The 12,302-nt window shown below is 63.2% G+C and carries 9 protein-coding genes and 1 other RNA gene; 4 read left to right on the top strand and 6 right to left on the bottom strand.

Features of this window, described 5'->3' with window-relative positions; genetic code table 11:
- The first annotated feature begins 136 nt into the window (after window positions 1-136).
- Window positions 137-1,732 carry a phytoene desaturase family protein gene (locus tag ACCQ12_RS12765; protein ID WP_372383612.1) on the top strand — a complete coding sequence of 532 codons (1,596 nt, stop codon included), beginning with the start codon at window positions 137-139 and terminating at the stop codon, window positions 1,730-1,732.
- Window positions 1,733-1,830: 98 nt separating this feature from the next.
- On the opposite strand, the gene ACCQ12_RS12760 is transcribed toward ACCQ12_RS12765, so the two are convergent.
- Window positions 1,831-4,920 (bottom strand): TonB-dependent receptor, encoded by a 3,090-nt coding sequence (locus ACCQ12_RS12760; RefSeq protein WP_372381879.1) that lies wholly within the window; start codon window positions 4,918-4,920, stop codon window positions 1,831-1,833.
- 367 nt (window positions 4,921-5,287) lie between these two features.
- Window positions 5,288-8,278 carry a TonB-dependent receptor plug domain-containing protein gene (locus tag ACCQ12_RS12755; protein WP_372381878.1) on the bottom strand — a complete coding sequence of 997 codons (2,991 nt, stop codon included), beginning with the start codon at window positions 8,276-8,278 and terminating at the stop codon, window positions 5,288-5,290.
- 333 nt (window positions 8,279-8,611) lie between these two features.
- Here ACCQ12_RS12755 and apbC point away from each other — a divergent pair, with 333 nt between their 5' ends.
- The 3 genes from apbC to dcd all read left to right on the top strand — a co-directional run bounded on the left by apbC (window position 8,612) and on the right by dcd (window position 10,273).
- Window positions 8,612-9,463: an iron-sulfur cluster carrier protein ApbC gene (apbC, locus tag ACCQ12_RS12750; protein WP_104580497.1), complete on the top strand. Its 852-nt coding sequence runs from the start codon at window positions 8,612-8,614 to the stop codon at window positions 9,461-9,463.
- Window positions 9,464-9,523: 60 nt separating this feature from the next.
- A non-coding RNA gene (locus ACCQ12_RS12745) (sX9 sRNA) lies at window positions 9,524-9,599 on the top strand.
- Window positions 9,600-9,703: 104 nt separating this feature from the next.
- Window positions 9,704-10,273, top strand: coding sequence for a dCTP deaminase (gene dcd, locus ACCQ12_RS12740; RefSeq protein ID WP_010366727.1), 570 nt, complete (start codon window positions 9,704-9,706; stop codon window positions 10,271-10,273).
- Window positions 10,274-10,294: 21 nt separating this feature from the next.
- Here the strand turns inward: dcd and ACCQ12_RS12735 are convergent, their stop codons facing one another.
- The 4 genes from ACCQ12_RS12735 to ACCQ12_RS12720 all read right to left on the bottom strand — a co-directional run bounded on the left by ACCQ12_RS12735 (window position 10,295) and on the right by ACCQ12_RS12720 (window position 12,233).
- Window positions 10,295-10,480 (bottom strand): LiaI-LiaF-like domain-containing protein, encoded by a 186-nt coding sequence (locus ACCQ12_RS12735; protein WP_372381877.1) that lies wholly within the window; start codon window positions 10,478-10,480, stop codon window positions 10,295-10,297.
- Between the two features lie 460 nt (window positions 10,481-10,940).
- The gene (locus ACCQ12_RS12730) at window positions 10,941-11,108 is read right to left on the bottom strand and encodes a LiaI-LiaF-like domain-containing protein (RefSeq protein ID WP_003486900.1); all 168 of its coding nucleotides are present in this window, start codon (window positions 11,106-11,108) and stop codon (window positions 10,941-10,943) included.
- Window positions 11,109-11,136: 28 nt separating this feature from the next.
- Window positions 11,137-11,574 (bottom strand): HIT domain-containing protein, encoded by a 438-nt coding sequence (locus ACCQ12_RS12725; RefSeq protein WP_372381876.1) that lies wholly within the window; start codon window positions 11,572-11,574, stop codon window positions 11,137-11,139.
- The gene (locus ACCQ12_RS12720) at window positions 11,571-12,233 is read right to left on the bottom strand and encodes a dienelactone hydrolase family protein (RefSeq protein ID WP_184439107.1); all 663 of its coding nucleotides are present in this window, start codon (window positions 12,231-12,233) and stop codon (window positions 11,571-11,573) included. The genes ACCQ12_RS12725 and ACCQ12_RS12720 overlap by 4 nt, the downstream gene beginning before the upstream one ends.
- Window positions 12,234-12,302: the final 69 nt, after the last annotated feature.

Below are 12,302 nucleotides of genomic sequence, written 5' to 3'. Positions count from 1 at the left end.
TGTTTTCGCATCCTGTGCGCTATGGCTTGAGGCTGTGCTCACCTGGTCTGGAAGTCTGTGTCGTTGCGCGGGCGGCGGTCGAGAGGGGCGAGTACCTGAATGCTCCTGCTGTGCAAGCAGTGCTATATACAAGCGCATGCCTATCGCCTCCGAACCGTTGGATGCCCTGATCATCGGCGCTGGCCATAATGGCCTGGTCTGCGCCGCCTACCTGGCCAAAGCCGGCAAGCGGGTAGTGGTGCTGGAAGCGCGCGACGTTGTCGGCGGCGCAGCGGTCACCGAAGAGTTCCATCCGGGGTTTCGCAACTCGGTGGCGGCGTACACGGTGTCGTTGCTGCAACCCAAGGTCATCGCCGATCTTGACCTGGAGCGACATGGCCTGCGCGTGGTGGCGCGCCGCATCATTAACTTTCTTCCATTGCCGACTGGTGAGTACCTGCTGGCCGGCGCGGGGCGCACCGCCTTGGAAGTCGGCAAGTTCTCCGCGCGCGATGCCGCTGCATTGCCTGCCTATGAAGCGCGCCTGGAGCAACTGGCCGATGTCTTGCGTGCGCTGGCATTGCAGCCACCGCCGGATGTCAGCGATGGTGGATGGCTGCGCGCGTTGCCGCAGCTATGGCGCGCGGGCAAGCTGGGGCTGCAGCTGCAGGAGCTGCCGCTCGCGTTGCGGCAGGAACTGCTCGACCTGTTCACGATTTCGGCCGCCGAGTATCTGGATCGCTGGTTCGAAAGCGCTCCGATCAAGGCGCTATTCGGCTTCGACGGCATCGTCGGCAATTACGCCAGCCCCTACACGCCGGGCACCGCCTACGTGTTGCTGCATCACGTGTTCGGGCAAAGCAATGGCGTCAAAGGCGCCTGGGGGCACGCCATCGGCGGCATGGGCGCGATCACCCAGGCGATGGCCGCCAGTGCGCGCGAATCTGGCGTGACGATTCGCACCGGCTGCGCAGTGGAGCGCGTGCTGGTGGAGCAGGGGCGTGCGGTCGGTGTCATCACCGCTCAAGGAGAGACGCTGCGTGCGCGTGCAGTAGTGGCCAATGTCAATCCGAAGCTGCTGTATCAGCGCTTGATGCAGACGGACGATGTCCCCGCGGCGACAAGCGAACGCATGGCGCATTACCGCTGCGGATCGGGCACCTTCCGCATGAATGTCGCGCTCTCGCGGCTGCCGGATTTCACCGCCTTGCCGGGCACGGGCGATCATCTGACCGCCGGCATCATCCTGGCGCCCAGCCTGGATTACATGGACCGTGCCTGGCAGGATGCGCGCGCTTCGGGATGGTCACGCGAACCGGTGGTCGAGCTGCTGATTCCCAGCACGCTGGACGACACGCTGGCACCACTCGGTCAACACGTGGCCAGCCTGTTCTGCCAGCACGTGGCACCGCAGCTGCCGGATGGCCGGCATTGGGACGATCATCGTGAGCAAGTCGCCGATCTGATGATCGCGACGGTCGAGCGCTATGCACCCGGATTCGCGGCCTCGGTACTGGGCCGGCAGATCCTCAGCCCGCTCGATCTGGAACGCATCTTCGGGCTGACCGGCGGCGACATCTTCCACGGCGCCCTCAGCCTCAATCAACTTTTCAGCGCACGCCCGATGCTGGGGCAGGGCGCCTATCGCGGTGCGATTGCCGGGCTGTATCTGTGTGGATCCGGCACGCATCCCGGTGGCGGGGTGACCGGAGCGCCTGGGCATAATGCGGCGCGTGTGATTCTTCGCGGCTGAGGCAGGCCGCATAAAAAAAGCCCCGGACGAACCGGGGCCTGGAGCAAGTGCTGATGACGCGCCGAAGACGTCGTGACGTCTCCGGTCATCTTGCCGCATCAGAAATCGTAAGAGGCGGTCAGGCGGACATAGCGTGGCGGGTTGTAGTTGTAAGGCTGCAGACCCAGGCGGTAGGTGTTGGAGACATTGAAGGGAACATCGCCCTCGTAGACGCCATCGACACGATTGACCGCGCGGTCGTTGAGGACATTGAAGATCTGCATGCCGAAGGCCAGCTTGTGATCGGCGAACGCCGGGCGGTACGTCAAGCCCAAATCGAGGTTCTTGATCCACGGCGTCCGGCCTGCATCGCCGGGTGACGAGGGCTGGAGGCCGCAGTAGTGGTACGAGGAGCCGTAGCCGATCGGATCATAGTCGACCTCGTCCGCATTCGGGCCGCCATAGAAGCCCAGGCAACTGATCGGAGTGCCCGACATCACACGCAGGGTGGCGGAGGCCATCCATTCCGGGTTGATCTGATAGGCACCGAACGCCTTGATCTGGTGGCGCCGATCGTTAGCCAGGCTGCCACCGGCGTAGTACATCAGTTCGGCCGAGTCCCAATCCTGCGTCTTGGACACGTCGGCCTGGCCGAGGTCGGACTTCACCTGGCCTTCGGTATTGCCATAGCTGTGCGACCAGGTGTAGTCGACGCGGCCATACCACTTCTCGTCGAACGGGTGTTCGAGGAACAGGTCGACCGACACATAGCTGCGCTTGGCCTTGTCGGTGAAGCCCCAGTCGGACTGCGACATGGAGACTTGGGTATAGCCGGATCCATCGGCATTGGCGAGGTTGTAGGTGTTGGTCTTGCCCGGGTTGAACATCACGCAGCCGGGGATGTCTACCGCATCCGGGTTGGCGCCGCTGGCTTCCAGCTTGTCGGCGATACGTCCGGTGTCGCAAACATCGTCAATGGCGGCCTGCAATTTGCGGTACGTGACCTTTGCACCCGAGTTCCAGCTTTCGCCCAGCGTCTTCTCAAAGCCCAGGATGAACTCATCCTGATACTGCGACTTCAGATCGGTTGGTGCAAAGGCGTTCGGATCCGGGGCCTGGCCGTATTCGCCATTGCTCGACACCGGGCCGGGGCCGATCGGCCGCAGGCCAGTCGGCTCGCCATTGGCATCGATGCCGGTATAGGCGAAATATTCATCGGTATAGGTCGAGGCAGATGCGCCGCGGATTGCCACCTGGTTAGGCAACGCCAGGTAGTAGCGTCCTAAATTGGCGAAAATTTTCAGCGAGGAGTCGCCGAACACATCCCAGCTGGCGCCCAAGCGTGGTGCCCACTGGTCGCCGCTATCGACATAGGGCACATGATCGCTGTTGAAATTGGTGAACTTGTCATTGCGGATACCCAGCGTCAGCAACCAATGATCATTGACCTGCCAGCGGTCTTCCAGGTAATAGGCCTTCTGCTCCACCGCCATGCTGGTGGTGGTGGTGAAGATGCGTTGTTGAGCATAGTAGCCGTCGGTACCCGGGCCGGTGGCGCCAACGCCCAGCGTGCCGCGGACTGGCGAAACTTCGTCACCCGCACTGCCGTAGATCCACTGATAACCAGGGCCGGTAGTGCGCACGCCTTCGTCGTAGGCGTTGAAGTACATGTTGTCCACGCCGGCGGTCAGATCGTGGTCGCCCAGCCGGTAGTTCAATTCCAGACGCAGATTGCGCGTCTTGTTGATCGGGTCATCCGCTTTGGAGCGATTGGTCGCCTGATTGTTGGAAATAGGCGTGCCACCAGTGATGGCCGGATTTTGCAGATTCAGGCCGGCGATGAAGGGCAGCGGAGATACCAGCGGGTTGAACTGCTGGTTGTGTTGCGTGCTGCGGCCCCAGGTGGCGTTGACCGTCAGGTCGTCAGTGATGTAGCCCGTGTACTTGAAGATGTCGTAGGTGTCTTTGATCTTGTAAGTATCGGCGTAGAGGCCGGACGGACCACCATCGGATCGTGTGTCGTAATCATAGTTGCTGTAAGCGCCGGCACGACGATCGGTATTTTCTATGCGGGTGTATTCGAGAATGTTGTTGTCGTTGATGTTCCAGTCGATCTTTCCGTAGAACTTCGGCGAGCTGTAATCGTAATGATTACGGCCTTGCGTAGTAGCGGCGGTCGCTGTGTTGGTCACTGCACCGTCGGTCTTGTCGGTTTCGCCCGCCACGAAGATAAACAGTTTGTCTTCAATCAGAGGGCCACCAGCATAAGCGCTGTACACCGTGCGGCTTTGCACGTCGCCCTTGCCGCTACGATAGATCGTGCCCGGCAGCTCTGGATCTTCGTACTTGTAGCGCGGATTGGAGTTAAGTGTGTTGCTTGGGTACCAGACATCGCCGACCGAACTCGATAGGTTCTTCGGCTCCCACACCGCTTGCGCGCCGAAATGCCATTCGTTGGTGCCGCGCTTGCCGACCTGACTGATCACGCCGCCGGTCGAACGGCCATAGCGTGAGCTATAGCCGCCGGTATAGGTTTCCTGCTGATCGATGGCGCCATAGGGCAGACTGACGCCGCCGAGGTTGCTAAGCGGGTTGCTGACGTTGAAACCATTGATGTAATAGGCATTTTCGGTGACGCCCGAACCACCGAACGAGACCACGGAGCGTGAGCCATTATTGAACGCACCGCTGCCCGCCACCGCCCCCGGCGCCAGCAGTGCGATCGCTTCGGCGCTACGACCCAGTGGCAGGGTTGCCAGCTGTTCGGACGTGATCACCGACCGCGAGCTGGTGGAGCTGACGTCGATCTTCGGTGCATTGGCGGCAGTGACCGTGATCGCGCCGAGCGTGGTTGCATCGGTGCTGCCGCTGGCAGCTGCGCCAGCAAATGACACCTCGGTGCCGGATCCCACGCGCAGCTGCACGTTCTTGCGGGTGTCGACGACCTGATCGCCACGCTTCAAGGTGACGGTGTAAGCGCCGACCGGCAACGAGCCGAGGTTGTAACGGCCGTTGGCGTCGATGGTGATCGTCCGGCTGAGACCGGTGTCGCTCTGTACGACGATGGTGCTGCCGGCTTCGGCAGGTGCGCTGCCGTAGATGCTGCCGGTGGTGCTCTGCGCATAGACCGCGCCGTTGGCTAGGCAGGCACCGAGCACGACGGCGAGGGCGGTGCGCTTGAGGACCTGGCGACGAAACTGATTGCTCATTCCTGACCTTTGAACTGGATTTCGGATAAGGGGCGGTCATCGGGGAGTCAGATGGCCTTAACCCGAACGTAATGAATCTGTGTCTGACGGTGCAAGCGATTGAAACATTTCTTAATGAAATAGATGAAATCCGCGCAAGAATCGGTGAATTCAGCACAAAAGGGCGGCAGAGAGCACGCCGAAACAAACAACCTCGACAATTGCCAGCGTGAGCTAGTTACATTCGATACAGATACGCCGACCCTCAGGCAGCAAGCTCGACCTGCTGAGGCGGTTGCGACCGGCGCATCCGCTACACGAGGAACCTCGCTACGACGTCTGGCAAAAAAAAAGCCCCGACCAAGCGGGGCTCTTTTCCTCACATCCCTCAAAACCGCACGGTCGTTCCCAGATAGAAGAACCGGCCCACGTTGTCGTACAACGCGGAGTTGAAGTCCGAGCCGAAGTAGTTGCGCGGCGGGTCTTTGTCGAAGGCGTTGTCGATGCCCAGGTAGACGTCGATCTTCGAACCGGGGAACTGATAGCCGAACTGGAAGTTGTGGTAGACGTACGAGCCGTTCTTGATCGGGCTGGCCGAGCCCGGGTTGCTGTTGTAGCTCTCCGGGGTCACGCGCAGGTTGCCGTCCACGTAGTTCATGTCCCACGAGGCGCGCCACTCGTTCCAGTTGTATTTGGTCTGGAACTGTGCGCGCCAGCGCGGGTCGGTCACGTAGGTCACGTACTCGTCGTATTCGGCCGGGAAATCCTGGAACACCCATTCGCGCGACTGGATCAGGCGCGTGCCGACGAAGCGCAACACGGTGTTGCCTTCGCCGAGCTGGAAGCGATAGTCCATTTCCAGGTCCACGCCCACACGACGCGAACGCGCCAGGTTTTCATTCAATGCCTGCCAGCCGATGATGCTGTGCTCGGGATAGATGCGGCCCTGCGGGTCGGTGAAGCCGCCCAGCGGGGCACGCTGCACGAAGCCGCAAAAGCTGTTGCCGACGCCGCCGGGGTTATCCACGCAACGCGTCGCATTGGTCTCGGCCGTCACGGTGCCGATGGCATCGCGCAGATCGATGCGCCAGTAGTCGATCGACATGCCGAAGCCTTCGAAGAACTCTGGTTGCCACACCAGGCCATAGGACAGGCTGCGTGCGCGCTCCGGCTTGAGGTCCGGGTTGCCGCCGCTCACGCCGGGGCGGGTGGCCGTGTAGGTATCGATCCAGCCCACCGGCACACCCAGCGCACTGCAGTTGGCCTGACGCAACCCCACATCGCCCGCTGTGCCCGGGCGATTGGTATTGGTGGGCAGGTAATTGCAGGGGTCATTGATGGTGGCGAAGTTCTCGCTCTGCGAGTCGTACAGTTCGCCGATGCTGGGCGCGCGCACCGACTGCGCCAGGGTGCCACGCAGACGCAGCGACGGGATGATGGTCCAGTCCAGGCCGATGTTCCAGGTCTTGGTCGAGCCGATGCTGCTGTAGTCCGAATAACGGCCAGCCACATCCAGCGCCAACCGATCCACGCCCGGCAGCCCGGCCAGCAGCGGAATGGTGCTTTCGACGAAGACTTCCTTGACGGTGTATTCGCCGCCGCTGTTGGGGATCGCATTGAGGAAGGTCACGCCCGATGCCGCCAGCGGGTCGGTGATTTCCTCGCTTTGCTCCTTGCGGTATTCCACGCCGCCGGCAATGCCGATGTCGCCGGCCGGCAGCGACAGCAGGTTGCTATTGGCCACCGAGGCGCTGAACACGGTCTGCTGGATCTTGGCCTGGGAGCGCGCGGTGGTATTGAACCAGGCGGCGGCTTCCGGGCTCACTGCACCGTTGCCGAAGATGCTGAAGGGCACGCAGCCCTCGCGCGCCAGTGCCGAATACACCCGGCTGGTGTTGGGGTTGATCGCGCTTGGATCCAGGGTGGTGCGGCAGACGATGTTGCCGCTGGCATCGCGCGCGGCATCGATGCCGGCCTGCCAACGTTCGTTGATGCGGTTGTTGAGGTTGAGCCGGTCCACCGTGGTCTTGCCGTAGTTGGCAGACACGTCGTAGGTCCAGTTGTCGGTGAAATTGCCTTCGGCACCGAGCACCGCACGGTAGGTCTTGCGCTCGATGTTCTCGCCGCGGCGGCCGGCGTCGACGTTGAAGCGGTTCATCAGGATCTGCGTGGCCCCGCGCGAATCCATCAGCGCGCCGAGTTCGGGGCTGACATACGGGTTCTGGCGGCGTACGCGCAGCGAGCTGTCGAATGCCGGCTGGCCGAAGAATTCCGAATCGGTTTCGCTGTACTTGCCTTCGAAGAACACGCGATGGTTTTCGCTGATCTCGAAGTTGATCATGGTATTGACGCTCTTGCGGTCGAAGCCCGGCTGCAGGTCGGCCACCGCGTTGAGGTCGGCAAAATCGCAATCCACGCACGAGGTGTTGCTCACCACCGTGCCGTTGTAACGGTTGCGACGGAAGCTGCCGTCGTCGTTGAACAGATAGCGGTTGCCGTACGTGGCCGGGTTGCGGAAATCGAACGTGCCCAGGTTGAAGGTGCCGCCGTAGGAGGTGCCGTGGTTGCCACCCGGGCCGCTGAGCACGGTCTGCGGGTTGCTCTCGCTTGGCGGGCGGCTTGGGTCGAAGCTGGGGTTTTGCACGCTGACCAGGTACTCGCGGCCGATGGCGCGGTTGCCGCGGCCGAAGCGGTCCTGTTTGCTGTATTCGCCCGAGATGGCGATGTTGCCGCGGCCTTGCGCAAAGTCGGTGCCCGCAGAGAAGCTGGCAAACGAGCGGTTGTAATTGCCTTCATCGGCCAGGCCGGTCTGCGCGCGCGTCTCGAAACCGGTGAAGGATTTCTTGAGGATGAAGTTGACCACGCCCGCCACTGCATCGGCGCCGTAGACGGCCGAGGCGCCGCCGGTGATGACTTCCACGCGTTCGACCCATTCCACCGGAATGGTGTTGACGTCCACTGCGGTCGAACCGGGGCTGGAGCCCACATGGCGGCGGCCGTTGACCAGCACCAGCGTGCGGTCCACGCCCATGCCGCGCAGGTCGAGCAGGCCCAGGCCGGCGGTACCGATGAAGCGGGTGGAGTTACCCAAGGTGTAGCTCGGCGCCAGCGCCGGCATGCGTGCCATCAGATCGCTGATGGTGGTCGCGCCGGTGGCGCGGATTTCTTCGGCACTGATGGCGGTGACCGGCGAGGGGGTGACGAAACCGGTACGCGCAATGCGCGAGCCGGTGACGGTGACCTTGTCCAGATCGGTGGTACCGGGCGCCACGCCATTTTCCGATTGCGCGGCAACGTGGCCGGCCGGTGCGACCAGCGCGGCCAACAAGGCGGCGCTCAAACGATGACGACGGGTGCGTTGCGGGAGACGACTCGACATGACCTTTGCAGATTCCTGTACTGACGATGCGGGGTAACAGCCGGGCTCGCTGAGCGCTGGCTGAACTGAATCTCGAACGTAACAACTCCTTAATCGTGTGTCCACAATTGTGAAATATGTCGTTGTTTGACACGCGCTTGCATCGAGACCGGATATCGCTGTAGAGCTGGACATGTACGGCGATTTGGACACGAGCCGGTAAACTGCACGGCTTCGCGAGCGCACGGTCAGGCAGTGACTGCGTTCCGCATACGATGAAACCGGGTAGACAATGGCGATGAAGTTGAAACAACACGCGCGCGCCGCGACGGGTGCAACCCAGGGCCGCGCCGCATGAGCGGCGAACGCAGAATTGCCGCACATGCAGTGCAGGGCGCGCTCGCCCCGCATCCGCGCATCCGCAATGTCATTGCGGTGGGGTCGGGCAAGGGTGGGGTGGGCAAGTCCACCACGGCAGTAAATCTGGCGCTGGCGCTGCGTCAGCAGGGCGCACGCGTGGGCGTGCTGGACGCCGATATCTATGGCCCCAGCGTGCCGGCGATGCTGGGCCTGAGCGGGCGCCCGGATAGCCCGGACAACAAGTCGATCGAGCCCTTGCGCGCGTTCGGGATCGAGGCGATGTCGATCGGCCTGTTGGTGGATCAGGACACGCCGATGATCTGGCGCGGCCCGATGGCCACCTCCGCCCTGACCCAGCTGTTCAACGACACCCTGTGGGACGACCTGGATTATCTGCTGATCGACCTGCCGCCCGGCACCGGTGATATCCAACTGACCCTGTCGCAGAAGATTCCGGTAGCCGGTGCGGTGATCGTCACCACGCCCCAGGACATCGCCACGCTGGATGCGCGCAAGGCCTTGAAGATGTTCGAAAAGGTCGAGGTGCCGGTGCTGGGCATCGTCGAGAACATGGCGGTGCATACCTGCAGCAACTGCGGGCATCGCGAGCACCTGTTCGGCGAAGGCGGTGGCGAGCGCATGGCCGCGCAGTACGGCGTGCCGTTGCTGGGGTCGTTGCCGCTGGCGATCGGGATCCGCGAGCAGGGCGATGCCGGTCAACCCATTGTGGTGGCCGCGCCGGAATCGGCAGCAGCGCAGGCGTATCTGGCCGCTGCCGCGCGCCTGGCCGAGGAGTTGGGCAAGCGCCCGCGCGCCAGCATCCCGATTTCAGCCTCGCTGCTATAGGGCAGCCAACTAAGCGACTGCGCTCACCGCCAGGCGGGCGCGGCCGGTGTTCGAATCGGCATGTACCTTTCGCACGCTGCGGCTCCCCAGCGCCGTCTACGCCCAGCTGAGGTCTGCTCGCGACGTTGTGTTCGCTACTCTCAGTACACCGGCCGGCCGCCGATGCCGGCCGCTTGCTAGAATTTGTCGTCTTCGCGCGGGCCGCTCGGCCCGCCGCCTTCCGTCTTCAAGGAACACCGCATGAGCATCAAGAGCGACCGCTGGATCAAGCGCATGGCCGAACAGCACGCGATGATCGAGCCGTTCGAGCCCGGGCAGATCAAGCACGACGCCGCCGGGCAGCGCATCGTCAGCTTCGGCACCTCCAGCTACGGCTACGACGTGCGCTGCTCGCGCGAGTTCAAGATCTTCACCAACATCAACTCGACGATCGTTGACCCGAAGCATTTCGACCCGGGCAGTTTTGTCGACATCGAATCCGATGTCTGCATCATTCCGCCGAACAGCTTCGCGTTGGCGCGTACGGTGGAATATTTCCGCATCCCGCGCGACACATTGGTGGTGTGCCTGGGCAAGAGCACCTACGCGCGCTGCGGCATCATCGTCAACGTGACTCCGCTGGAGCCGGAATGGGAAGGTCACGTGACGCTGGAATTCAGCAATACCACGCCGTTGCCGGCGCGCATCTACGCCAACGAAGGCGTGGCGCAGATGCTGTTCTTCCAGTCCGATGAAGTGTGCGAGACCTCGTACAAGGACCGTGGCGGCAAGTACCAGGGCCAGACCGGCGTGACCTTGCCGCGGACCTGAGGCAGAGGGCTGCCTTGGCCTTCAGCAGGTCGCGGCGGCTTTATCGCGGTAACGCAGCAGCTGGCGCACGCCGGCAGCGATCAGAAAGGCCGGCCACCAGGTGGCGATCAGGTGGCCCACATCCAGATCGGCCAGCCCAAGTTTGTCCAGCAGAAACAACGCGCCCAGGACGATCAGAAACAGGGCAGGAATTAGGCGGTAGTGCATGGCGACATCCTCGGTTGGTGTGAGGCCATGCTGCGCGCGATACGGCTGCCGATCAGGTGCCAGAAGTCAACAGTTGCGGATGACAGTCGTCATGTTGCATCGCTACTGAGCGCGTCAGGATGGTTGGCCGGGGCACGCAATGCGTTGCCTGTCAGTTTTCGGGCAGATGCGGCAGAGCAAGATGTCCTGGCGCAGTGGGCAGCCGGCAAGTGCATGAGCTTGGCCCGTACCCTCATCCGCCCCCGCGGGGCACCTTCTCGCCCATAAAGGAGGGCAATGTCCCGACGGGAGAAGGGAGCGCCGGGTGATTCGTTTGCAACGCCAGGACCAGAACCGGGCATCACCTCCCTGGAATCACAGCAAGCCGCCGAACGGAGAACCTTCTTTGAACGGAGAACCTTCAGCGCAAGCACGCCGCTTTGACGATTCCCCAATCCCGATTCCCGAATCCCCGCCCGACCTACTTGCCGCGCCCGAACAGCATCCCGATGCCGCAGGCGACCAGCGCCGCCGGCCACCAGGTGGCGATCAGCCGGCCAAGACTGAGATTGGTCCAGCCCAGGTTGTTGGCCAGGAACAGCAGGCCCACCAGGATCAGGATCAGCGCGGCGACGACATTGGATTTCATGCGAGAAGGCAGGTTGGCGAACGGGCGCCTATCGTAGCCGTTGCGCCCATGCCGCGACACGCTCCTGCAGGGCGTCGGCGGCAAATCGCTGCGCGCTGCCACTGCCCCAGACCGGCCCGGGCCAGGCCGCATCGCCGGGATGGCGGCCGACCAGATGCACGTGCAGCTGCCGCACGATATTGCCCAGCGCACCGAGATTGAGCTTGCCCACGCCCGGCTCCACGCGCAGCAACTGCGAGAGCTGGTTGATTTCGGCCAGCAACAGACGCTGCTGGCCGCCATCCAGATCGACCCACTCGCTGACATCGGCCACCCGTGGCACCAGCACCAGCCACGGGAAGCGTGTGTCGTCCATCAGGCGGACCTGCGACAACGGCCCGTCGGCGACGAACACCGTGTCGGCCGCCAGGCGCGGATCCAGCTGAAACCCGTCCGCTACAGCACCGCCGGATGTCGGTGCACTCATCCCAGGTGCGCTTCGAAGAAGCCCAAGGTGCGTTCCAGCGCGCGTTCGGCGCTGTCGGCGTCGTAGTGGGTGGGGTCGATGCTGCGATTGAAGGCATGGCCGGTGGGGTACACGAAGGTCTCCATCTGCGGCAGCTTCTCGCGGTGGGCCTGGATCGCCTCGGGCGGAATGCTGGCGTCCTGCTCGCCGAAGTGGAACATCACCGGTGCCTTGGGGGTTTCGTCCAGCAGCTGGGTGTTGCGGCCGCCGTAGTAGCTCACCGAGGGCAGGCCCAGACGGATGGCCGACAGCAGCGCCACCGAGCCGCCCCAGCAATAGCCCACCGTGCCCACCTTGCCGGCGCGGGTCAGCAGCGTGGCGGCGGATTTCACCACCTCCACGGCGCGTTCCAGGCCGACCGCATTGGCCAAGGCCAGACCGCGCTGGACGCTTTCCTGGTCGTAGGGCAGCTGCACGTCCTTTTCTTCCAGATCGAAGAAGGCCGGTGCCAGTACCTCGTAGCCGCGCGCGGCGTAATCGTCGACAACCGCGCGGATATGTTCGTTGACGCCGAAGATTTCCTGGATGACCACCAGGCCGCCGCGCGGGCTGGAAGCGGGGGTGGCGTGCCAGGCGGCAACCTGGCCGTCGGGGGTGTCGAGCGTGGTCCAGTGACCCATGGGAATTCCTGATGTGCGGCGGGGGAGGCGCGCATTATCGACCGGACCGGCATCGTGAAAAGTGAGGGT

It is taken from the genome of Xanthomonas sp. NCPPB 1068 (assembly GCF_041479385.2).
In the GTDB taxonomy this organism is placed as follows: Bacteria; Pseudomonadota; Gammaproteobacteria; order Xanthomonadales; family Xanthomonadaceae; genus Xanthomonas; species Xanthomonas cannabis.
Note: the sequence above shows the minus strand (reverse complement) of the source record. Positions and strands in the feature narration are given on the sequence as shown.

Coding starts and splice junctions, on each gene's coding strand:
- ACCQ12_RS12760 (WP_372381879.1), bottom strand. CDS start 4,920: ATGAGCAATCAGTTTCGTCGCCAGGTCCTCAAGCGCACCGCCCTCGCC.
- ACCQ12_RS12725 (WP_372381876.1), bottom strand. CDS start 11,574: ATGAGTGCACCGACATCCGGCGGTGCTGTAGCGGACGGGTTTCAGCTG.
- ACCQ12_RS12720 (WP_184439107.1), bottom strand. CDS start 12,233: ATGGGTCACTGGACCACGCTCGACACCCCCGACGGCCAGGTTGCCGCC.
- ACCQ12_RS12735 (WP_372381877.1), bottom strand. CDS start 10,480: ATGCACTACCGCCTAATTCCTGCCCTGTTTCTGATCGTCCTGGGCGCG.
- dcd (WP_010366727.1), top strand. CDS start 9,704: ATGAGCATCAAGAGCGACCGCTGGATCAAGCGCATGGCCGAACAGCAC.
- ACCQ12_RS12755 (WP_372381878.1), bottom strand. CDS start 8,278: ATGTCGAGTCGTCTCCCGCAACGCACCCGTCGTCATCGTTTGAGCGCC.
- apbC (WP_104580497.1), top strand. CDS start 8,612: ATGAGCGGCGAACGCAGAATTGCCGCACATGCAGTGCAGGGCGCGCTC.
- ACCQ12_RS12765 (WP_372383612.1), top strand. CDS start 137: ATGCCTATCGCCTCCGAACCGTTGGATGCCCTGATCATCGGCGCTGGC.
- ACCQ12_RS12730 (WP_003486900.1), bottom strand. CDS start 11,108: ATGAAATCCAATGTCGTCGCCGCGCTGATCCTGATCCTGGTGGGCCTG.